Annotated in this window: 20 protein-coding genes; 2 read left to right on the top strand and 18 right to left on the bottom strand. The window is 59.0% G+C overall.

Annotation, left to right across the window (positions count from 1 at the left end; translation table 11 throughout):
• Positions 1-40: 40 nt before the first annotated feature.
• Entirely contained in the window at positions 41-256 is a 216-nt protein-coding gene (locus FO488_RS19590) for a hypothetical protein (RefSeq protein ID WP_149208964.1), read from the top strand.
• Here the strand turns inward: FO488_RS19590 and nrfD are convergent.
• The 10 genes from nrfD to FO488_RS01775 form a co-directional block, all read right to left on the bottom strand.
• Positions 237-1,181, bottom strand: coding sequence for an NrfD/PsrC family molybdoenzyme membrane anchor subunit (gene nrfD, locus FO488_RS01820; RefSeq protein WP_205743327.1), 945 nt, complete (start codon positions 1,179-1,181; stop codon positions 237-239). The genes FO488_RS19590 and nrfD overlap by 20 nt on opposite strands.
• Positions 1,178-1,741, bottom strand: coding sequence for a 4Fe-4S dicluster domain-containing protein (locus tag FO488_RS01815; protein ID WP_149208962.1), 564 nt, complete (start codon positions 1,739-1,741; stop codon positions 1,178-1,180). The genes nrfD and FO488_RS01815 overlap by 4 nt, the downstream gene beginning before the upstream one ends.
• On the bottom strand, positions 1,742-3,982 hold the full coding sequence (locus FO488_RS01810) for a molybdopterin-dependent oxidoreductase (protein WP_149208961.1): 2,241 nt from the start codon (positions 3,980-3,982) through the stop codon (positions 1,742-1,744).
• Positions 3,983-4,033: 51 nt separating this feature from the next.
• A complete protein-coding gene (locus FO488_RS01805) occupies positions 4,034-5,242 on the bottom strand; it encodes an OFA family MFS transporter (RefSeq protein WP_205743326.1) in 1,209 nt (402 codons plus the stop codon).
• Positions 5,243-5,956: 714 nt separating this feature from the next.
• Positions 5,957-7,303, bottom strand: coding sequence for an MFS transporter (locus FO488_RS01800; protein ID WP_149208959.1), 1,347 nt, complete (start codon positions 7,301-7,303; stop codon positions 5,957-5,959).
• A 225-nt stretch (positions 7,304-7,528) separates the two neighbouring features.
• On the bottom strand, positions 7,529-8,119 hold the full coding sequence (locus FO488_RS01795) for a TetR/AcrR family transcriptional regulator (RefSeq protein ID WP_149208958.1): 591 nt from the start codon (positions 8,117-8,119) through the stop codon (positions 7,529-7,531).
• Between the two features lie 1,010 nt (positions 8,120-9,129).
• Entirely contained in the window at positions 9,130-9,417 is a 288-nt protein-coding gene (locus FO488_RS01790) for a hypothetical protein (RefSeq protein WP_149208957.1), read from the bottom strand.
• Positions 9,418-9,497: 80 nt separating this feature from the next.
• Positions 9,498-10,328 carry a DUF2064 domain-containing protein gene (locus FO488_RS01785; protein WP_149208956.1) on the bottom strand — a complete coding sequence of 277 codons (831 nt, stop codon included), beginning with the start codon at positions 10,326-10,328 and terminating at the stop codon, positions 9,498-9,500.
• A 103-nt stretch (positions 10,329-10,431) separates the two neighbouring features.
• Positions 10,432-10,755: a hypothetical protein gene (locus tag FO488_RS01780; RefSeq protein ID WP_149208955.1), complete on the bottom strand. Its 324-nt coding sequence runs from the start codon at positions 10,753-10,755 to the stop codon at positions 10,432-10,434.
• Between the two features lie 561 nt (positions 10,756-11,316).
• Complete coding sequence (locus FO488_RS01775) at positions 11,317-11,523, bottom strand: hypothetical protein (protein WP_149208954.1); 207 nt, start codon at positions 11,521-11,523, stop codon at positions 11,317-11,319.
• 318 nt (positions 11,524-11,841) lie between these two features.
• Between FO488_RS01775 and FO488_RS01770 the strand changes: the two genes are divergently transcribed.
• Positions 11,842-12,120, top strand: a complete 279-nt coding sequence (locus FO488_RS01770; protein ID WP_149208953.1) for a hypothetical protein — start codon at positions 11,842-11,844, stop codon at positions 12,118-12,120.
• Positions 12,121-12,208: 88 nt separating this feature from the next.
• Here FO488_RS01770 and FO488_RS01765 read toward each other — a convergent pair whose 3' ends face one another.
• The 8 genes from FO488_RS01765 to FO488_RS01735 all read right to left on the bottom strand — a co-directional run bounded on the left by FO488_RS01765 (position 12,209) and on the right by FO488_RS01735 (position 21,212).
• Positions 12,209-12,547, bottom strand: a complete 339-nt coding sequence (locus FO488_RS01765; RefSeq protein ID WP_149208952.1) for a 4Fe-4S dicluster domain-containing protein — start codon at positions 12,545-12,547, stop codon at positions 12,209-12,211.
• Positions 12,548-12,621: 74 nt separating this feature from the next.
• Entirely contained in the window at positions 12,622-14,880 is a 2,259-nt protein-coding gene (locus tag FO488_RS01760; RefSeq protein ID WP_149208951.1) for a molybdopterin-dependent oxidoreductase, read from the bottom strand.
• Between the two features lie 19 nt (positions 14,881-14,899).
• A complete protein-coding gene (locus tag FO488_RS19260; RefSeq protein ID WP_168205830.1) occupies positions 14,900-15,076 on the bottom strand; it encodes a hypothetical protein in 177 nt (58 codons plus the stop codon).
• A 474-nt stretch (positions 15,077-15,550) separates the two neighbouring features.
• Entirely contained in the window at positions 15,551-16,807 is a 1,257-nt protein-coding gene (locus tag FO488_RS01755) for a uracil-xanthine permease family protein (protein WP_149208950.1), read from the bottom strand.
• Between the two features lie 45 nt (positions 16,808-16,852).
• Positions 16,853-17,482: a uracil phosphoribosyltransferase gene (gene upp, locus FO488_RS01750; RefSeq protein WP_149208949.1), complete on the bottom strand. Its 630-nt coding sequence runs from the start codon at positions 17,480-17,482 to the stop codon at positions 16,853-16,855.
• A gap of 51 nt (positions 17,483-17,533) precedes the next feature.
• Entirely contained in the window at positions 17,534-17,848 is a 315-nt protein-coding gene (locus FO488_RS01745) for a pyrimidine/purine nucleoside phosphorylase (protein WP_149208948.1), read from the bottom strand.
• 132 nt (positions 17,849-17,980) lie between these two features.
• Positions 17,981-18,373, bottom strand: coding sequence for a hypothetical protein (locus tag FO488_RS01740; RefSeq protein ID WP_240732124.1), 393 nt, complete (start codon positions 18,371-18,373; stop codon positions 17,981-17,983).
• A gap of 166 nt (positions 18,374-18,539) precedes the next feature.
• Positions 18,540-21,212: a CBS domain-containing protein gene (locus tag FO488_RS01735; protein ID WP_149208947.1), complete on the bottom strand. Its 2,673-nt coding sequence runs from the start codon at positions 21,210-21,212 to the stop codon at positions 18,540-18,542.
• Between the last annotated feature and the right edge of the window lie 264 nt (positions 21,213-21,476).

Raw genomic sequence — 21,476 nt, 5'->3', positions numbered from 1 at the left:
TCCGGCCATCGCCCGAAACGGAAAAACACCCTTCTCCCTGTTGCCGGAACGCACCCTGAATTCGCCGAAACTCCGGCGCGGCGGCACCATGGAGATAAAATGCCTCGACGACCCAAAAGCAAAGGTCATCGAGGCGGATGAAACCGTTTCAAAGAACATCGACTCCCATAAAGAGCCTATTTTATCGTGGCCGGTCCGACGCGCAGGCCTGCCTGAGCGTCGGACCGGTTTTGCCATTACTTGTTCCAGGCTTTGAGAAACGCCTCGTCGCCCAGGGGCAGGCGCCCCCGGTACTTCACCTCGCCGGGAAGCCATGTCCGGTCCTGGCCGGCGCGGACCACGAGGCAGCGCATGGTGACGCCGCCCAACAGGACGAGCAACGCGCCGACACCCTGGAGAAGCGGCGCCGGCTGCAGGAACAACACCAGCGGCACCAGGGTCCCGATGAACAGGAAGACGAAGAAAAAGCTTCCGGAGATGTCGCCGCTGATCCATCTCTGGGCGCTCACCGCCTCGGCTTCGGTGGCGCCGGTGCGTTTGACCCAGAGGTACCCGAACCATATGACCAACTGGAAGAACAAGAGCCCGGCGGCAAACGCCGGCAGATTGCCCCAGATGCCCGGTACGACGGTCGGACGCATGACCAGGGCACTCAAAAAGTGCGCCGATACGCCGGTAACGAGGGAAGAGAGGAGGAAGAGCGTGATCATGCCCGGCCCTACCCAGAAGGGACGCCCCTTATGCCGGGCCAGCAAAACGCCGGGATAGGTGGCCACGACCAGCCCGGTCAATACGCCTATGACCGCCAGGAGCTTGCGCACCAGGAACATATCCTGCCAGAAGAGCTTCTCCACGCCGAACCATGCGGGATTGAGGCCAAACGAGGCGTAGGCAAGGCCGACGACCATCGCTATGGACATGATCCAGGCGCCGGCCGTCAGGATCGCCTTGGGATTCATGAACACGCGCCACGACTGGAAGGGACGTCCCAGTTCGAACACCAGGAAACAGCACCCGATGCCCATGAAAGCCGGTCCCATCACGTTACCGACCAAGGAGGTCCTTCCCTCTCCCACAAACAGCTCTATGATGCCGGTGAGTACGAGCATTGCGCCGCCCATGCCCGCAAAGAAGAAGTCTACCGCCAACATCCAACCCCAGCCTTGATGTTTGGTTTTCATGGATTCTTCACCTCCAATCCATAGATGTAAAATGTGTACGGTTCCGTATTGAGTTCACCCAGGAGGCGAACCGCATTCTCGCTGTTGACCAGCCGGTATACCTCGCTGGTTTCGTCATCCAGATCACCGAAGACGCGGGCCTTCTGGTGGCAGGTGTTGACGCAGTGCGGTTTCTTGCCCACATCGACGCGATCCTTGCAGAAGTCGCATTTCTGTACCGCCCCGGTTTCGTGATTGGGGATGCGCGCCCCATAGGGACAGGCCATGACGCAGGCCAGACAGCCGACACACTTGGGGTCTTCGACGAAAACGATCCCGTCGTCACGCTTCTGCGAGGCGCGCGTCGGGCAGGCGTCAACGCACGGGGCGTTGGCGCAGTGCATGCACAACAGCGGGATGTGCGTCTGGTGGAGGTTGGGGTAAACGCCTGTCGGACCAACGGTCGTGACCGGGTTATAGATCATGTCCACCGGGAGCTCATTATGTACCTTGCAAGCAACTGTACATGAATGGCAGCCGATGCAACGCCGTGTATCCAGAACCATTGCGTAACGTGCCATCTATTTACCCTCCTTCAAATCGGAAGCATTTACTTTGTAAACCTTGCAGAGCAAGCCACGGTTTGCCCATGAACCGCTGTAGGGGTCGCAATGTTCATCGGCGGTGCTGGTCAGCACGTTGGTATTCGATTCCAGGCAGCCGCCCAGTACCGGATCGCGCATGTCCCGCTCCGGGTACCACCAGCCACGCTGGGTGTACACGACGCGCGGGTGTATCCCCTGGGTCAGGTTGGCCTTTTGCTTGATGCGGCCGCGCTTGGTCTCGATCCAGACCCAGTCGCCATCCTTGATGGACAGCTCGGCAGCCGTTGCCGGGTTGATGTCCATGTAGGGCTCATGGCGCAGGAAGCGCACCTCTTTGATCTGGAAGTGCTCGGAGTGGTGATAGGGCATGAAGCCGCCGCCGGTCGTCAGGACGAGCGGAAACTCCTTGGCCAGTTCGGGGTCGTCAACCTCGTTCTCCGAAGGTCCGATATAGGGGGGTAACGGCGGATAGCCCAGGTCCTTGAGCACGGAAGAATAGAGCTCGACCTTGCCGGAAGGCGTGGCGAATCCCTGCCGCTGGTACTTGAAGTACTCCCGCTCCGGAAAATGGAAACGGTAGAACTCGACAAATTCGTCGTAGGTGCTGACGTCATATCCCAGGGGGGCGATGCGGTGGTAGTACGCATCCTCCACGGTTTCCCAGGGCCACTGGTCCCTCTGGCCGGTGGCGATGCCGAGATCGCGCCAGAAGTTGTAGTCGTTGCGGCGCTCGTACATCGGCTGGATGGCGCGTTGCGAAGCGAGCAGGAAGTCGGAGCAGCCGTAGCTGCTGGTGATGGTCGGCCGCTCCAGGGCTCCGGCGATCGGCAGCACGTAGTCGGAGAGTGCGGCGGTCGGCGTCATCCAGTAGTCGCAGGTGACCATGAAATCCACGGCCCGCAACGCATCCAGTACCAGCTTGGTTTCGCCGTAGGAGTTGATCGGGTTGGTGGCGGAGACCAGCATGGCCTTGACCTGGTAGGGCTCCTTGTTCAGGATCGACCGGAATACTGATGGCGGATGGGCCTCGCACATCCATTCGGCCGTCGGCGCCTTGCCCCACACCTTTTTGGTCTCTTCGGCAATGCGGGTATAGCCGGGCCAGGTGACCAGCTTGTAACGGTCGGAGCCGATCTGCTTGGCTTTCTGGGCCTCGGGCAACTGGTCGTTGGCTTCCATCTCCTCATCGGTGATGAAGTCGGGGCTGGGACCGGTCAGAAGGTCAGAGCCGGGGGCGTCCAGGTTGCCGGTGATGGCGCGCAGGAGCGCCCGGGCATGCATGGTGGAGCCGGCGGGCTTGCCGATCTGGTCCACGGAGGTGCCCCATTGGATATTGCCGGGCTTGTTCATGGCATACATGTAGGCGCCGGCCCGGATCTGCTCCGGCGTCAGCCAGGTCAGGGGCGCTGCCCATTCCGGCGTGAATTGCTCCACATGGTCGGCCAACTCGCCGAAGCCTTCGCAGCAGTTGGCCACGAATTCCTGGTCGTACAGGCCTTCGAAAATGATGACGTTGATCCAGGCCAGGGCCAGGGCCAGGTCGGAACCGGGACGGAGCGGCAGCCAGAGGTCGGCCTTGGCGGCCGTTTCGCTGTAGCGCGGGTCGATGACGATAACCTTCATCCCCTTGGACTGGAATTCGGTTATGTGGTGCATCTCCGGCATACCGGCGGCGCCGGGGTTCTGTCCCCAGAGGATCAGGCAGCGGCTCGTGCCCATGTCCAGCTCGAACGGGCACCAGCCGTAGATGGCCGTTTCCACCATAAAGGTCGGAATCCAGCACAGGTGGGAGTTATGGAAACCGTTCGGGCTGCCGAACAGGTTCATGAAACGCCGACGCGCCCAGTCATCGGTGCGTTGCGTCCCGCCGGCAGTGGCCACGGCTTCCGCCCCGAACTCCCCCTTGATCTGGTTCAGCTTGGCGGCGATCTCCTGGATTGCCTGGTCCCAGGGGATCTGCTCCCATTTTCCCTCACCACGCTTACCGACGCGCTTGAGCGGATAGTTCACCCGCTCCGGGTGGTTCAGGTGCTGCAGGGCGATGTTCCCCCGGCAGCACAGGCCGCCCTGGTTGGTGGGGAAATCGGGATCGCCCTCGATCGCAAGCACCTTGCCGTCCTTGACGTAGGCCAGCACGCCGCAGTTCTGGTGGCAGAAGTAACAGGCCGACTTCTTTACTTCCACACCCTCTTGTTCCAAATCGATTTTTTTACTCATCTTGTCACCTTTCAGGCATTGTTGGATCGGATATGCCTTTCGCTTTCTTGACTAAACACTCTCCGAAGATTCTGCGCATGCCGTTGCTATCTTTTCGTCCGGAACGCTCTTTTTCCGCAGCAGCATGAAGCCGCCGACCAGGAGCAGACCCGCCAGGTTGATTACTGCGCCGATAATAAAGGCCTTGGTGTAATCACCATGATTCGCCTGTTTGACCACCGACGCCAACAGCGGCCCCACATAGGCTGCGATGGCGATGGTCAGGAACATGATCCCGAAGTTGATGCCCAGGTATTTGGGGCCAAAGGCGTCGGCGGTAACAGGGGCCATCAGGGAGAGAAAACCGCCGTAGCAAAGGCCCGTCACCGTGATGGCGATGGCGAACGGGATGTAGGTGGTGATGGTTGCCATGCCGACCATGGCGCCTCCGGCCAGCAGGTTCAGGACGACAAACACCGGATAGCGGCCGATCTTGTCCGATACCACTCCCCAGAAGACCTTGCCGACGACCATGCCCACCGCCAGGTAGCCGACCAGAACGCTCGCGCCCTGGGGGGTAACCTTCAGTATCTCCTGCACGATCGGGGAGGCGTGCCCGACCGCCATCATCCCGGAGGTCGTCCCGAGGATGAAGATGCAGGCGAGCACATAGAAGGTCGGGGTCTGCATCATCGCCTTCCAGTTCTTGTTTTCCGAGGCCGAGGCCTGACCGCTCGTGACAGGGGGTGTCCAACCCGTAGGACAGTAGCCTTCGGGAGCGATTTTCAGCAGGCGAGACATTACGCTAATGATCACAAGAAAGACGACTCCCAGTATTTTCAGCGCAGAAAGGATGCCGTATTGGTTTATCAAGATAGCGGATACCGGCGCCCAGACAATGGGGCCGGAACCATAGCCGGCCGTCAGCAGGCCGGAGGCCATCCCGCGTTTGTCGGGAAAGAAGCGCACCGTGTTGGTCATGGTGGCACCGGGGTATACCGTTCCCAGCCCGACGCCGGCCAGAACGGCACAGATGTAGAGCTGGCTCAAGGATTGAATGTACCCGAGAGACGCGATGGAGGCCCCGAACAGCACGCCGCCGAAGAGTAGCAGCTGGCGAGGCGTGACATACTCCAGGGCCTTGCCCGCGAAGATTGCCGTCGAGGCTGCCGTCGACATGATCAGGGTAAACGAGAGGGAAACATCGGCCGGCGACCAGTGAAACATGGTGATCAGCGGTTTCATGAAAACGCTCCAGGCGTATGCAAACCCGGCACACATACTCGCGATCATACAAGCGATCAGCGACACCCACCTTTGTGAATCATTGTTCATCCTTCACTACCTCCTCAATCCGCGAATAATGAAAAACCATACCGACCTCCATCAGATATTTCAGGCAATCGCACCCACGGCGATTGCCGATTCGTTTTCCCCTCCGATACGAATCAGGCCGCGATCGGCTTTTCCAGCCCGTATAATGTGGTGTTGCTATCCCATAGCAACAAGTGGGCCAAGACGTTTACACAAAGCTAACATGGCTTAATTGCTGAGTTTATACAATTTCACCCGTTTAATTTTATTCCCAGCCCACTCTCATTTTGAGAACAGAATGGGAATCCGTTTTTCAATTAGAGATCACCGGCAAAAGCCGACACCTGGCCATAACCAAGGGGGGACTGTAGCTGAGGGTGTTGGGAGCGCCTTGTTTCGTGGCACAAGTTGCAGAATCAGTGCGGGGAAACGGCCTCGGCCTGAAGCCGTGAGCGGGAAGCCAGTGGCCTGCCCTCGGGGCAAAACGTGGACAGGCACAAAAAAAGGGTCCTGCAACCATTACGATTGCAGGACCCTTTCGTGCGTCATGGGGCATGTCATGCCGAGGCGCGCGGAAGCGGCAATGCCTCCCTGGCCGGCCAGCGTTCATGGCCGGTGCCGATTAAACGGCAGGCCGGCAAACGGAACGCCACCGGGCTCGCCCGGGCGCAAGCTCCGAGGTTACACCTCGCCAGAGGCGGACGACCTCATATGCCGCTGCAGAATCACGACGAACACGGCGATCACCAGGGCGCTCGTCCCATTGACAGCGCAGATCTTGAAGACGCTCCAGTTGCGGGCCAAGTAGAAACCGCCAACGGCCGGGGCAACGAGAGAACCGATCTTGCCGAGGCCATATGCCCAGCCGATCCCTGTGGCGCGGATTTCCGAAGGATACACGGCCGATGCCATGCCCATGAGCGAAGAGTTGCCGCCGTTCACCAGCATACCGGTGAAGATGGAGACCAGCAGAACGATGACGAACGGATACCCCTGCGAGAAATAGCCGAAGGCGAGCATGGCGATGAAGGCGCCGATGAAAAGGCTTTTCACGACGTTCAGCTTATTGAACGTGGACATCAGCTTGCCGATGCAGAGGCAGGCGATGACGGAACCGAAGTGGATGAAGGCAAAACCGATGCTGTACTGCTGCACCGTGGCGCCGCTCTTCTTGAGCAGGGTGGGAACCCAGGAGAAGAGGATCCAGAGGAGGTAGAAGCTCATGAAGAACAGGGCCCACAACAAGAGTGTGGTCAGCAGACGATCGCCAGTGAACAGCGATTTGATGGAACCGCCCTTTTCCTTGCTCTGGCTGACGACCGTAAGCTGGACGTCCGCGGTTACCGGCGTATTCTTATCGATCCGCGCCAGGATCACCCGCGCCCGGGCGATGGCCTTGTCGGTGCCGGTCCTGACCAGATGGTGCAGGGATTCGGGGAGCAGGAACAGTACCGCCACGGCGATGACGACCGGCGCAATGCCGCCCACATAGAAGACAGACTGCCAGCCGTAGTTCGGCAGCAGGTACGAGGCGGCAAAGGCCGCTATCGTCGAGCCGGTGGGCATGCCGGCCCACATGTACAGGGAGAGGCCGGCGCGGACCCTGGCCGGCGCGTACTCGCTGCCGAAGGCCAGGGCGTTGGGGATGGCGCCGCCCATGCCGAGACCGGCGAGGAAGCGATACAGGGCCAACTCCTCGACGGTGTTGATGTGTGCCGTCATATAGGTAAAGAAGCCGAACACGAGAGCGGAGCAGAACATGGTCTTTTTACGCCCCACCTTGTCGGCCAGCATGCCGAGGAAAACAGCGCCGATCATGGGACCCAACTGGCCGGCGCTCAGCGCCAGGCCCAGCTCGCTCGGTTTGGCGTGGAGATGCTCGGCGATTTTGGGCAGCGCCACCCCGATGACCGTCAAGTCGAAGCCGTCGAGAAACACGATACAGAAACAGAGCGCGCAGACCGCGATTTGATACGGTGAAAAAGGAATGTTGTCGAATACCTCATTAACGTCAACAGTTCTACTCATACCTGACCTCCTTGAGAGTGGGAATCGAATTCCTTGCCATTATTCAAATTGCTGAAGCCAACAACAATCACTGCCTGTCGGTGTTGCAGCCAGTCGCACACGGGCGCCGGCTGCCGATTGCATAAAACATGTTTCCTGAAAACGGATTGCCTGTGAATATTCCGCAGGACACGACTGGCCCGTAAAACCCCTGCGTATTTCCGCTCCAGGCAAGCCAACCTGCCCTCACAGGGCTTGCGCTGAAGGGTGAGTATCCCGGCAATCCGGGGCCATAATACCGTAAATCAATATTTCGGCAGTTTCGGTAATAGCATTTCGCAATGTACTGTTGTTCTGCATGAGAAAGTTGAAGTCAGACAGTTTTTCAACGGTACCCATATATATCTTCTGCAAGATAGTGAGATTTACCGGTCTGAACAAACCTCTTTCAACTCCCTGGTTAATCACGAGTTCAATCTTTTCCCATTTATCCTCAAAATATTTTTCGAATTTTTCCCACTGGTTCGGCATAAATCTTCTGACATCGTTGAGAACCTGTTCAGTGAGGGGCCCCAGTGCCTTCGGTGATGCCAACATCAAAGCTTTCAACTTTTCGACGGAGTCCAGGTGTTCATCAAGAGCGATACGGCTGATCTGCTGCCGCAGGTCATTGAGAATTGAATCGAAGACCGCTCCCAAAAGATCCTCCTTGGAATTGAAATGTTGATAGAGCGCCCTTTTGCTTACTCCCAATTTTTGCGCCAGTCCGGCCGTTGTAAACTTGAGTCCCTGCTCGTTGATTTGTTGCAACGCCTTAATCACAATCACATCCCGCACTGCTACCCCCTAACTTTATGGTACCAATATAGTTTCAATGGTACCAAACGAATAAAAATGTAGGGCGTGAAGTCATTAAACATGTTGCCAGCCGTATGTATCAGCTTTCAGTTCATTCTTTTACCGGAACGCCCAGTCTTGCCGCTTGGCGTCACCCGGCCTGCCCGTATCACGTCGAACCATACTTCTGGCCGTACTTCCGGGTTAATGGGCTGATAGTTTTTTTGTGTCGTGGCTCCTTTCTTTTTTGGTTGTCAGCCATTCTCGTCACCTCCTTTTCAGTTTGATTACTCAACCTCTGTAGGCGGCTTGCTTCTGTTCAAAACGTTTATATGAGAGGCCTTATGGTCACTAACCTTGCTGGCGGCACACGTTAGACTGCACCCCGCCACATATCTACTGTCGGCTGACTTCCAAACTACCTCCAAAGAGGACAGCCACCTTGGATTGCAATTTTTAGTGCAACGAATATGCCACGCACAAAACAGCATTCAACATGCCGATTTTATTAAATTTATACGGATCAAATCCCCGTAAATGTTCTTTATATGATAAGGCATCTCTCAATTTGAAAAGACACGGGAGGACAACATATTGATGACACTATTATTGCCGCTGCGGGATACGCAGGAAAAACGGGAAACAAAAAATCGTCGGGAGAACGGGGATACAGCGGGATAGAGGTGAGACGCACAGGGGAAGGGTAGCGGTTTGTCCGCTGCCGGGGAAGGACGTGACCCACCGCTCGTGCAGCGGACGGCCAGACCGTGGAGATCGAAAACGGGTGGGGGTTGGCGCGATTGCAGAGAAGGCATGGCCTGCAGATGGTTCAAGCAGCATCACAGCATCCCGCACGGTACCGGGTACCCTGCGTCTTCTGCAATCCTCACCGGGCACAGGCCAAAGGGGCCACCGGCCGCCGGCGGCATGAAGAACACCATACCGCCGGCGACGCCGCTACCCCAGGGTGTCGGGACCAGCCACAAACCGGGCCGGCCCGCAGCCGGACATCAATTCACGGCGACTTCGCGCTTCTTGCCTTCCATGTTCACTTCCTTGACATACACCACAGCCGATATGTCGGACTCCCACTGCATGTCGAGCTTCATGCTGGCGCCCGAAGTCTTGTTGGTAAAGTCGATCTCGCCGGCGGCTTTCGTCATCAGCAGCTTGTTCCCGAAACTTTCGACCAACCGCTTGACTTCATCGACCATAACCCCCCGGTCCGTGAGGCTGGCTACCAAAGCGTCCTCCATCACAACCCTCAGGTTGCCGCAATCGTATTTTGTCTGTTCCATCGTGATAGTCCTTCCTTTCTCATGGTATCAATCGTTCTGCCGGTGAAGAATGTTGCGGGCGGTTGCTGCTTGCGCCCTCGTCACGCCGCCCGGTATCCGTCGGGTACCGGGGCGGAAGCCTCGAGCCCCAGCGCCTCCAGGGCTTGAATGGTTCGTGCGGGCAACGAAATGGCCGAGTCGTACCTCGCCGCCAGCTGCATGGTTTTCACCACGGAGATGAAACCGGCAAAATCCACGACAACATCGATATCCGGAACGATTTCCAGGATACCGAGGGGGATTCCCCGGTCCTTTGCCTTGTATGAAACCATGTCCAGCGCAGTGACGCCATCCTGATTGTAAAATACGCCATCAAAATCGAAGGGCGTTGACCAGGTATAGCCCAGAAGGTTGAAACCGCACTCCTGATCGGCGGAGACAACCATGGCCGGTCCTATGCGCCGGCCAGGCGCGCCGTCTCCCGATCCGGCGCCTCGGGACGCCAGGCGCTCGAGTTTTCGAAATGCCTCCCGGACCGTAGCCGGCTGCAGCGAAGGCATATCGCCCCCGACGATCAGGACCGCATCGGCCCGCCGGCCTGCCCCTTCGCCTTTCAGGATATAATCCACGGCATACTGCATCCCCTTGTCGAAGGTGCCCCCCCTATCGGGGAAAACCTCCTTTATGGCGCGGGGGTCGGCAACCTTGTCCAGCATCTGCCGCAGATAGGCGCCGTCCCCATCCGAGTTGTGGCACACGTACACATCGCTGCATGCCGCTGCCATGCAACTGTCGAGCACATCCAGCAGGCAGGCCTCATAGAAATCCCTGGCATCCTCAGGAGCCAGAACCCCGCCCCGCTCCGTAGTCAGCCGCGTCTTTGTTTCGCCGGCCTTGGGGACCTTCGTGAATACCACAACCGCGTTTACCACTGCCCGCCACCCCCGTACCAGTCGATTTCCGCGCCACGCCTTATGCCATCAGGGCACCGCATCTTCAGATCAAACCGCCGAGACACTGCATCAGTGCGCCTTGCTATTCTTTTGCGGCAAGCTCTGCCAGGTTGACCTTGGCTTTCGGTTTTCCGTCAAGGGTAAGATTGTCGAGATTGATGATCGACACCTCAACCGTTGCCTTGGTATCCGATTCCCACTTCACGTCAAGCCCAAAACTGGCGCCCGTATCGGCGTTGGATATCTGAAGCTGTTCGTCTTTTTTCGAGGAAAGCATCTTGCCGGCGAAACTCTCGATCAGCCGGGAAACCTCGACCGGGTTAATGCCTTTCGCCAGCAGCGCCTTTTGCGCCGTTTCCTCGATATTGATCGTAAGGTCGTTACCCTCGAATTTCGTTGTGAACATTGGTGCCATCCTTTCCTGTAGTAAGAATTTCTCCTGCAATATGGTATCTCACCGGTACCGTGAAATCAATCCGGTCGTGCCGTCAAAGGATGGGCGCCCTTCCGTGCCGTAACGGGGCGGGCTGCCGCCGCACTCCTGCTGCCGGGTGGGCACTGCCAGGCCAACACATGCCGCTGCACAGGCAAATGCAACGAATATACCAGTACGTAAAATTCGCCCAACTCTGCCTAATTGTTACGGATATCATTAACGAGCGTTTTTCGTGATTCTTGTTTTGACAGTGTCTTTCTCAAAACGATAAATCGGGGAAACGGGGCGGGGACAAGAAGCGACGGGGACGCCAGGATGCAAGCACGGGAAAAGCCGGCAAAAACAAATGCAGCCTATCATGACCGCCGCATTACCCACCGCACCCTCAACGTGTCTCCGCAGAGACCGGATGCCGGCTGGGAACGCGACCAATCAACCAATAGGCTGCATTGCATTGTGCAAAATCTATATTACAGCAGCAACTAAACCTGAAGCCGATGGATATGCCATCATGGATGGCATGCGCCCTCACTACTGCTTTTGTTTCGCAGCTTCCTCGACGACGTCGATCCCGCCGATCGTCTTGTCGCCACTGTCCTTCAGCTTCCCGCCATCATATTCTTTGGTAGGCTGAAATTTTACGGAGTCATACTTCTGGCCCGGTTTTGCGGCCAGCGGATTGAGGGGTTTTTCAATCTTCTTGCGCGGTGGTACGTTTGTCGTTTGATCGTCAGCCATTTTCCCATCTCCTTTTCGGTTTAATTTCCCAACTTTGCAGAAAGCCCGACCTTCAATAACACCAAACTTGCAATAAGGCTTTTGATGTATTATTGACAGATCAGTTTACAAAAAAATAAAACATGTTGACTTAATCTGCATAAGTTGAGTTGATTTATTATACATAACAGCTGCAGCTAGTCAACTATTTTACCATAAGCTGTTGACTCACATTATAAGCATACCTATAATACGTAATATGTAGACGGTAAAATAGCTGCAAAATAATATTTATCAACCGAAACTTCATAAATCAAATTGATCTCGAAAGGTAGTACTATGTGCTGGTCATGCAATCCTTATTGCGGCGGCTGCAAGCCGCCAAAACCAAAACCGTTCAAATGCCCTACCTGCAACACCTACTGCTTTCCCGAACTGAAGACCTGCAAACGGTGCGGCACCGTCTTGCCGGAGCTGCCGAAGCCCACACCGGTCATGTGCCTCTATATCGGGAAGATGTGCGCCACCCCCTGCAACAAGCATAAAAAGGCCGTCGAGAAGGGGGCGCCAATCGAAGCGTGCAAGTATCACACCCCGCTGGACGACAATAACGATTGACACAACCGCGCGTTCTTTTTAAAGGAGCCCCTCATATCCAGAGGGGCTCTTGTGTTACATCCTGCACTATACCGTACTTCTCCTGCGCTTAGGGCGCAAAGAGGGCGACTTTTTTGCCTTTTTCCTGCATCTTCTTGGCAAGTTCGTCAACCGTGCCGTATTCCATGCATCCGCCCAGGCAGTGGAGAACGCACGAGGGCACTTTGCCTTCGGCGACCCGGTCGGCGCAGAGGTCGCAGAGCTGGGTCGGAACGGCGACGTAGTTCCATTCCCACTTATCGGCGGTGATCTGGAAGGGGCCAACCTCGGTCATCTTGATGCCCCATTGGCCACGCGGAATCTTGTGCTCGTTTTTGCAGGAAACTTCACAGCTGTGGCAGCCTGTGCAGTATTGGTAATCTATCAACAATCCGTTGCGCTTAGACATTTGTTTTGCCTCCAGTCTCAATTATTTCTGTTAAGTTACCCCCCCGGCAGCACGGGGGGGGTATTACCGAGCAACTACAGGCTAAAGGTGTAATCAGAATCCACCCGGTAAGCCTTGCAGATCATCTGTTTGAGCGGAGCGCCAAAACCAAGTTTCCCGATATGTTTGTGCGGCACCAGGGTGTTGATGTTGGCTTCCCAAACACCATACAGACTGGGCTCTTCGGCCTCTTTCTCAGGGAACCACCAGCCGTGGGTGGCGTGAACGACCTTCGGATGGATGGTCGGGGTGACCTTTGCCTTCATCTTGCATTTGCCGAACGGGTTCTCGAGCATGACGCTATCGCCTTCGATGATGCCCAGGTTCTTGGCGGTATCCGGGTGCATCTCGACGATGGGGCCGGGATCGATCTCACGCAGCGTGGCGACATGCCGGTGCTCGGAGTGGAACGAGGTGAATTTACGTGCGCCGGTGGTAAGCACCAGCGGGTACTGGCTGAACAGCTCCGGCGTGCTGATCGGGCTGTAGGGCGGCTCTTTGAAGTAGGGGAGTGCATCGTCGCCCCATGCTTCGAACAGGGTCGAGGTCAGTTCCACCATGCCGGTAACCGTGTTGAAGCCCGGCTCGCCGTCGGAACGGAGACCGCCCGTTTCGAACTTGCGGTAGGTGTATGCCGGCTGGTATACGCCCAGTTCCCGCAGGTCGTCGAAGCTGATGCCCAGTTCGGGCTGGATCTGCTTGGTGAAGAAGTCGGGCACGTCATCGAACGGCCACATATCCGGGTGCAGCTTCTTGCCGAGCTCGATGCAGACCTCGATGTCGGACTTGGTGTCGCCGACGCGCAGCGCTTCGTTGATGGCGCCGAGGAACACGGAGTTACGGCCGAAGTGGGTGATGACGACGCCGTCATGCTCGGCAAAGGTCGGCAGCGGCAGGAAGATATCGCCGAATGCCATGGCGGTCGGCGTCATGAAGCAATCCTGCACAACGCAGAATTCGAGCTTCTGGAGGGCCTTGTGCCACCGCTGCGGCGCAACGGAACAGGTCGGGGTGATGAAGTTACTGCTGTTGAACCAGCCCATGCGCAGTTTGTACGGTTTGTCCGTTTCCAGGGTATCCAGGGTTTCGTCCGGATGGGTGGTGGCCAGAGCCGTGCTGAGTGCCGGCCATTCCTTGGCGCCGATACGCTTGTCCCAGAGCTCGTCGGACAGGTTGCGGCGGGTTTCCACGCGCCACTTGCCGAGCAGGGCGGCCGGGGGTCCGAGGGTGATGCCGCCCGGAACGTCCAGGTTGCCCGTGATGGCGGCCAGGGTCAGGATGCAGTGGCCCAGCTGGACGCCGTTCGGGTTTTCGTCCACGGCCAGACCCCACTGGATGGTGGAGGGCTTGCTGGTCGCGAACTGACGGGCGACTTCGATGATCTTTTCTTTCGGCACCCAGGTGATTTCCGCGACTTTCTCGGGCGGATATTCCTGAACACGCTCTTTCAACTCGTCGAAGCCGTAGGTCCAGTTATCGACGAAGTCATGGTCATACAGGTCTTCGTTGATGATGACGTTGAGGAAGCCCAGGGCAAGGGCGGTATCCGTACCGGGACGGAGCTGGCAGACATATTTGGCCCGGGAACCGAGCCAGGTGATGCGCGGGTCGATGCAGATCAGCTCGGTGCCGCGTTTCATCATGTCGATGTAGGAGTGGCCGAAGAAGCCGTCCGGGTTCGACATGAGGGGGTTCTTGCCCCATGCCATGATATATTTAGGCAACGTATATGCGGGGTTGTCATAACGGTCCGGATAGTAACCGGCGTTATCGATCTCAGGGTAGCCGGCGCCGAGGATGTAGTCGGTGATGGCGCAACGGGGGCCGTAGCAGGACCAGCCGCTGAGGGGATAGCATACGTTGGGAGTTCCGAGTGAAGCAAAACCGAGCGGGTAATAGTACAAGCACGCTTCGCGGCCGGTACCACCGAAGACGATGATGGATTCCGCCCCATGGTCGGCTTTCAGCTGCTTGACCTTGGGAACGATGATATCCCATGCCTCTTCCCAGGAGATCTTGGTCCACTTGTCCTTACCGCGATCCTTGAATTCCCTTTTCATAGGGGAGGTAATACGAGAAGGATGATGCACGTACTCCGGCAAGGTCAGACAACGGACACAGAGCCTGCCGTTGGTGATCGGATGTTCGGGGTCGCCCTCTACCTTTTCCAGCCTGCCGTTCTTGACGTGCAGAAACATACCGCACCCAACCGGATGGTCACCCGGCGGCGACCAGCCGCAAGTCCTGACGGTATAGGATCCATCTTCATTTTGTACTTTCCATTCTTTTTTCATCGTTTCACCCATCCCTTCTTTAGTAATATTTAACTACAAAACCCTGCACGTCTCTTTTTCTTGCACCTCCTTTCTTTTTATTGCCCCTCCCATATGGTGATAGATGCTCAAAGTCCTTCTGATCATCCCTTATAGCTTCAACAGCAAACATCATGCAGACGTTATGGGGCAGAGTAATGGCTATCGGTTTATCCACAGTATCCTGATGTCGGCTTCGGCCACTAAGCCCCGGACCGGTTATCCGAGAATGGCTGACAAGAGTGTTAGCAACGAATGTGCCATGTAAAAATATATGCACAACACATTGAAATAGCTTATTTTTTTTGTGAAATTACGTCAAAAACGTTCTTGTTTTGACAAGCTGCTTCTCAATTTGAAAAGGTACGGGAAGGTGAGCCGGGGAAGAATTGTATCGTTGCGGCGAGCATTCGGAAGGGCGGCCCGGAGTGGGCATGCCGGCGCCCCGGCTCCGTGGAGAGCGGGCCTGCCAGTGCGGCTGTGGTATGGATGGAAGATCTACGGGGATGCTCTGCAGGAGATGGGGACGCCTTATGATGCGGCGAGGGTGCCGGGGGGTGAATCCTCCCCCGGCGGCCCTCAAGGGCCTCCGGGGGGAGGAACGTGTTGTCGGGATGTTCTACGCGGGTCCTTTTCTGCACGTACCCCGCGATCAGGAAGCGTGCTGCTGTTCAGGATCGTGTTCCTTGTCGCGGGGCAGGATGAGATTCAGCAGGATCGCGGCGATGCCGCACAGGCTGACCCCGTGCAGATTGAAACCGCCCAGTTGGATCGTCAGGCCGCCGATGCCGAACACCAGCACCAGCGAGACAATGATGAGGTTGCGCGGGTGGTGCATGTTGACCCGGGCGTGGATCAGCGTATTGAGGCCCACGGAGGCGATGCTCCCGAACAACAGCATCATGATGCCCCCCATGACCGGGGCGGGAATGGATTGCAGGATGGCGTTGAACTTGCCGAAAAAGGCCATCAGGATGGCGAAGCAGGCCGCCCAGGTCATGATGACCGGGTTATAGTTGCGGGTGATCATCACCGCCCCGGTCACCTCGGCGTAGGTGGTCACCGGCGGCCCGCCGATGAGTGCGGCGCAGCAGACCGCCAGGCCGTCCCCCAGCATGGTGCGGTGCAGGCCGGGGCGTTCCGTGTAGTCGTGCCCCGTGACGGCCCCGATGGCGACGATATCCCCCACGTGCTCGATGGCCGGAGCCAGGGCGACCGGAATCATGAACAGCACCGCGGACCAGTTCCATTGGGGGGCCACCAGATGGGGAAGGGCGATCCAGGGGGCCGCGGCGATCTTGCTGAAATCCACCAGCCCCAGGGAGACGGAAATGCCATACCCCACCGCCACGCCGGAGAGGATCGGCAGGAGCCGGAAGATGCCCTTGGCCTTGGTCGCCACCAGCGCCGTGGTGGCCAGGGAGGCGCCTGCGATCAGGAGGGCGGTGGAGTAATCCATCAGCACCGCCTTGCCGTCGCCGGTCTTGCCCATGGCCATGTTCACCGCCACGCCGGCCAATCCCAGGCCGATGATCATGATGATCGGCCCCACCACCACCGGCGGCATGATCCTGTGGATGAAGCCGACCCCCTTGAGGTAGATGACCGCACTCAGGGCCAGGTACAGCCAACCGGCGGCAAAGAGCCCGCAGAGCGTCGCCGGGAAGCCCCAGGTCTGGATGCTGTAGATGATCGGGGCGATGAAGGCGAAGGACGAGCCGAGATAGATGGGAACCGTGCGCTTGGTGCAGGCCTGGAAGAGCAGCGTGCCGATGCCGGAGCCCAAGAGGGCCATGCTGGGGCTCATGCCGGTAAGTATCGGCACCAGCACCAGGGCGCCGAAGGCGACGAAGAGGATTTGAGCGCCGGCCAGCGCCTGGCGCCAGACCGGTTCTGGGGAATGGGACATGCGGCTACTCCTTTGACGGGATAGAAAGAATGAGAGAGGGGCCTGTCACTTCGTGCCGAAGATCTTGTCGCCGGCGTCCCCCAACCCGGGCAGGATATAGCCGCTCTGGTTGAGCCGCTCGTCGATGGCCGCCACGTAGACATCCACTTCGGGATGGGCCGCCGAGATGCGGGCGAGCCCTTCCGGCGCAGCCACCAGCGAGAGCACGCGGATCTGCCGGCAGCCGTTGTTCTTCAGCATGACGATGGTGGCGTCCAGGGAGCCGCCGGTGGCCAGCATGGGATCGATGATCAGGGCCAGACGCTCGTCCAGGCGGCCGACGAACTTTTCATAGTAGGTATGGGCCTCCAGGGTCTCCTCGTTGCGGGCAAGGCCCACCACACTCACCTTGGCGTTGGGGATCATGTCCAGAACCCCGTTGAGCATGCCGATCCCGGCCCGCAGGATAGGCACCACCGTGACCTTTTTCCCCTTGATCTGCTGGATCTGCACCGGACTGCCGTCCCATCCTTCGATGGTCTTGCCCTCCAGGGGAAAGTCACGGCAGGCCTCGTAGGAGAGCAGAGAGGCGATCTCCGCCGTCAGTTCGCGGAACTTCTTGGTACTGATGCCGGCCTCGCGCATCAGGCCGATCTTGTGTTTCACCATGGGGTGATTGACTTCATGGACGCTCATGTGGGTGTTCCTCTGCGTTGGGGTTCCCCTTAGGGGCGCCGCGATGAGCGGCTACGGCAAAAATGAGCAGCAATAATCCACAACCGTTTCCAGCCGCATCAGGAACGTGGAGTGGGCGGGCACGTTGAAGGCCTGGTCGGCCGAAACCCTCTGCCACTCCTGCTCACCCTTCACCTGCCACTCCAATTCGCCGGCCAGGATCTCCATCTCTTCGGCCGCTCCGGTGGAAAACTCGTACTCGCCCGGTTGCATGACCCCCAGGGTCTTTTTGCTGCCGTCGGGGAACAGCACCGTTCTGCTGACCACTTTGCCGTCGAAATAGATATTGGCCTTTTTGACTACCGAGACGTTCGAAAATTGCGACATTTACACCCCCCTGATTTTTTTCGTGGTATTTATGCACAACCTGCCGGGGGACGCAAAGAAAAAAAACGCCTGTTGCAATTTTGCAACAGGCGTCGGTTTCCGAGAGCCATGCCGTGCCGCGTCAGCGGGCCATTACCAGAAGGTCCCGCGCAACAGTTCGGCCCGCCAGGTGATGGTCGTCTGGCGGGTGGCGGGCGACTCGCCCAGGTCGGGGAGGACGGTGGGCAGGGCGAACTTTATGCTGCCGTTATCCATCCGGGCCAGGGAGCGGGTCGATTTCACCAGGCCATAGGCGGAACCGACCAGAACGCCGGAAGCGGCCCCATAGGCCATGTAATCCAGATGATCGGCCGGTTTCTTGGCAAAAGCCATCAAGGCGGCGCCCACCAGCGCCCCCGCAGCACCACCGTAAAAGGCGTCCTCGAACACCTCGCGGAAGGCGTTGTCGCCGGCAAGGGCCGAGGTCGCCGTAGCCAGAACGGCACAGCAGGTGAGCAGGGAGATGAGACGCGCCATTGATTTCATGCAGTACCCTCGGGATGGATTTGGTTTTATTTAAATGCAAGGATAGCGCCAAATAAGCGCACCGCGCCCCCATCATTCGTAATGAATCGCATTTACGGCAAGTTAGGGGAATACCGGCGACATGCCCCGGCAGAAAACCGGGACATGTCGCTGCCGTAGCCATCGCTCAGTGATGCGTTTTTGCAACACCACTCCCGTCATCTGACGCAATAAGCAGCAGCGCCAGGGCCCGTTCCTGCTCGTCGTCGGCAACGGTGCCGTCGAGGCGCGCCACCAGCAGCCGCTCCATGATCGTGCGAAACCGGGGGCCCGGGGCCAGCCCCAGGGCCGCCAGCCCGTTCCCGTCAAGGGAACAGCGGACCTGGCGCAGGCGGGAGACGTAGTGGGAGACGAAGCGCCGGACCTCCTCGCGGTTGGCGCGCGCGGCCAGGTACAGGAGCATCTCCAGCGGCAGCCCGTGAAACCAGGCGTAGATCTCGCTGTTGCGCACCTCGGGATTGCGCCGCAGGCGGCGTTGAATGGCATCCAGGGTGCTCAGCGCCTGGCGGCGGTGACTGAAGACCCTGGCCGAGATCCGGCCCGGCACCGCCAGCCGGCGGCAGGCGTCATGAAACTCGTCGTTGGTGAGCCGGTCCCCCAAGGCCAGGAAATAGACCTGCCACTGTTCGCAGGCGTCCGGCAAGTACAACAGGCGGAACCAGGCCAGGACCCGTCCGGTTTCGTCCACGACCCGCCTGGTCTCGGGGAGCAGCTTGAGGGCGGGGTGGACGAACGGCAGCAGGCCGAAACCGGCCATGCGGGCAATAGCCCCGGCCGGCTCCTTTTCCCGCAGGATCTGGATCAGCTCGTTCAAGAGGCGCAGGCCGCCGACCCGGTCCAGAACGTTCATCCGCACCGCGCTGCGGATCAGGTTCTCGGTGTGGGGGGCGATATGGAAACCGAGGCGCTGTTCGAAACGGATCGCCCGGAAGACCCGGGTCGGGTCCTCCACGAAGGAGAGGTTGTGCAGCACCCTGACCAGCCGTTCCTGGAGATCCTGCTGGCCGCCGAAGTAATCGGTCAGACGCCCGAACGACGCGTCGTTGAGGCACACCGCCAGGGTATTGATGGTGAAGTCCCGCCGGTACAGGTCGTGGCGCAGCGAGGAACGTTCCACCGTGGGGAGCACGCCGGGGGATTCGTAGTATTCCAGGCGGGTGCTGGCCACGTCGATCTTGCCCCCGTCCGGGAAGATCACCACCGCCGTGCTGAAGGCCCGGTGGCTGCGGACCCGGCAGCCGTGGCGGGCCGCGAACTGTTCCGCAAAGAAGATGCCGTCCCCCTCCACCGTGACGTCCATGTCCAAATTTGCCACCCCCAGCAGCAGATCGCGCACGAAGCCGCCCACGGCATACACCGCCAGCCCCAGGTCGTCGCCGGTGGCCCCCAGGTCGTGGAGGAGCCGGCCGGCGGCCGCGGGAAGCCGCTTGCCCAGAAGCCCGGCGACGGAGCGCTTTTTGGGGGAGAAGCCGAGGGCGCCCACATCGTAGAGGGCGCCGGGCTCGCCCCGCCGGCCGCCGTACATGTGGCGCAGCAGGTCGGTGCGCGTCACCGCGCCCGCAAGCTCGTCTCCTTTGAACACCGGCACGAAACGGCGGTTCCCCTCCACCATGTACGCCTGGATGTCGGCGATGGGGGTGGCGGGAGAGGCACGCATGAATTCGGTGTGCATGAAGTCGGCGGCCGGGGCTGCACCCAGATCGTGGTAAAGCGCCTTTTCCACGATCTTGCGGGAGATGATCCCGGTCATCCGCCCTGCGGACATGACCGGCATGGCGTTGCAGTTGTAGCGGGTCAACAGGTCACGGGCCTCAGCGATGGTGACGCCCTCCGGCATGGTCTTGACCGGCGCGGACATGATGTCGCCGGCGCAGAACCGGGGGCTGACCTCGACCCGCAACTGTTCCTCCAGGCGCTGCAACACCTGGTGCAGCGTCTGGTCCCGCACCACGGCCGAGGCGGCGGTGGCGTGGCCGCCCCCGTGGAAGCGGCGCAGGATCTCACCCACGTTCACCTCCAGGATGCGGCTGCGCGCCACCAGGTAGACGCGGCTCTCCATGGCGACCACCACGAAGAGGGTGTCCAGGTTCTCCATGTCCCGCATCAGGTGGGCCAGGGCAGCGATATCCCCTACGTACTGATCGCTCGCTGCATGGGCGATGGAGATGTTGACCCCGTTGATGGCCGTGGTCTTGAGCGTGGTCAGCAGCCGTTTCAAAAGCCCCATCTGCTGGCTGCTCAACTCCTGGGAGAGCGCCTCGGCCACCACGTTCACCCGCGCGCCCCGCTCCATGAGCCAGGCCGCCACGCGATAGTCGTCCCGCGTGGTCGAGGCGAACAGCAGGCGGCCGGTATCCTCGTGAATGCCGAGCATGATCAGGGTGGCCTCTTCCGGGGTGAGTTCGACGGCCTGCTCCATCAGGAGCCCGCCCAGGATGGTGGACGACGAGCCGCCGGGACAGATCAGGCCGCCGGTCGGCCGGATGCTCTGTTCCGTGACCGGGTGGTGGTCATAGATGTGAATCTCCATGCCGGGGCGGTCCAGGAGGCCGGCAAAGCGGCCGATGCGCTCGCGATGCTGGCAATCGACGACGATCAGGCGGGTAACCCCGTCCAGATCGATATCCTTGGCGCGGACGACGCCGGAGAGGTACTCGGGGCGCACGGCCAAAAAATCGCGCACCGCCTTTTCCTGGGAACCGGGAAAGGCGATGAGGGCTCCCGGATAGAGCCGGGCCGCGGCGGCCATGGCGCCCAGGCAGTCGAAATCGGCATTGGTGTGGGTGGTTATGACGTCCATCAACGCTCCATCCCCCGAGGACGTGGTGCCGCTTCGGGGGTCGTATCCCCGTAAGTATACACGCTGTTTATCCGGTTAGACATACTGTTTTGCATTCGCGGCCAATCTGGTGTATTTTCCAGCGCAATTTCGGCGTGGGCCGGTATAATATCCCCTGGGCAACACCACCACCGCGGGCCCCGGAGGAAGTAGTGCAAAGGGTTGCCTGAAACACCGCGTAATGGTATTGTGGCGCTCGTTTTGGACCGATCGCAAGGGAGATAT

It is taken from the genome of Geobacter sp. FeAm09 (assembly GCF_008330225.1).
GTDB lineage: Bacteria > Desulfobacterota > Desulfuromonadia > Geobacterales > Pseudopelobacteraceae > Oryzomonas.
Note: the sequence above shows the minus strand (reverse complement) of the source record. Positions and strands in the feature narration are given on the sequence as shown.

Excerpts from the sequence above, each read along its gene's own strand:
- FO488_RS01745 (WP_149208948.1), bottom strand. The coding sequence starts at position 17,848 with ATGTCGCAATTTTCGAACGTCTCGGTAGTCAAAAAGGCCAATATCTAT.
- FO488_RS01780 (WP_149208955.1), bottom strand. The coding sequence starts at position 10,755 with ATGTTCACAACGAAATTCGAGGGTAACGACCTTACGATCAATATCGAG.
- upp (WP_149208949.1), bottom strand. The coding sequence starts at position 17,482 with ATGAGCGTCCATGAAGTCAATCACCCCATGGTGAAACACAAGATCGGC.
- nrfD (WP_205743327.1), bottom strand. The coding sequence starts at position 1,181 with ATGAAAACCAAACATCAAGGCTGGGGTTGGATGTTGGCGGTAGACTTC.
- FO488_RS01755 (WP_149208950.1), bottom strand. The coding sequence starts at position 16,807 with ATGTCCCATTCCCCAGAACCGGTCTGGCGCCAGGCGCTGGCCGGCGCT.
- FO488_RS01770 (WP_149208953.1), top strand. The coding sequence starts at position 11,842 with ATGTGCTGGTCATGCAATCCTTATTGCGGCGGCTGCAAGCCGCCAAAA.
- FO488_RS01815 (WP_149208962.1), bottom strand. The coding sequence starts at position 1,741 with ATGGCACGTTACGCAATGGTTCTGGATACACGGCGTTGCATCGGCTGC.
- FO488_RS01790 (WP_149208957.1), bottom strand. The coding sequence starts at position 9,417 with ATGGAACAGACAAAATACGATTGCGGCAACCTGAGGGTTGTGATGGAG.
- FO488_RS01800 (WP_149208959.1), bottom strand. The coding sequence starts at position 7,303 with ATGAGTAGAACTGTTGACGTTAATGAGGTATTCGACAACATTCCTTTT.
- FO488_RS01765 (WP_149208952.1), bottom strand. The coding sequence starts at position 12,547 with ATGTCTAAGCGCAACGGATTGTTGATAGATTACCAATACTGCACAGGC.
- FO488_RS01805 (WP_205743326.1), bottom strand. The coding sequence starts at position 5,242 with ATGTGTGCCGGGTTTGCATACGCCTGGAGCGTTTTCATGAAACCGCTG.
- FO488_RS01735 (WP_149208947.1), bottom strand. The coding sequence starts at position 21,212 with ATGGACGTCATAACCACCCACACCAATGCCGATTTCGACTGCCTGGGC.
- FO488_RS01775 (WP_149208954.1), bottom strand. The coding sequence starts at position 11,523 with ATGGCTGACGATCAAACGACAAACGTACCACCGCGCAAGAAGATTGAA.
- FO488_RS01810 (WP_149208961.1), bottom strand. The coding sequence starts at position 3,982 with ATGAGTAAAAAAATCGATTTGGAACAAGAGGGTGTGGAAGTAAAGAAG.
- FO488_RS01740 (WP_240732124.1), bottom strand. The coding sequence starts at position 18,373 with ATGAAATCAATGGCGCGTCTCATCTCCCTGCTCACCTGCTGTGCCGTT.
- FO488_RS01760 (WP_149208951.1), bottom strand. The coding sequence starts at position 14,880 with ATGAAAAAAGAATGGAAAGTACAAAATGAAGATGGATCCTATACCGTC.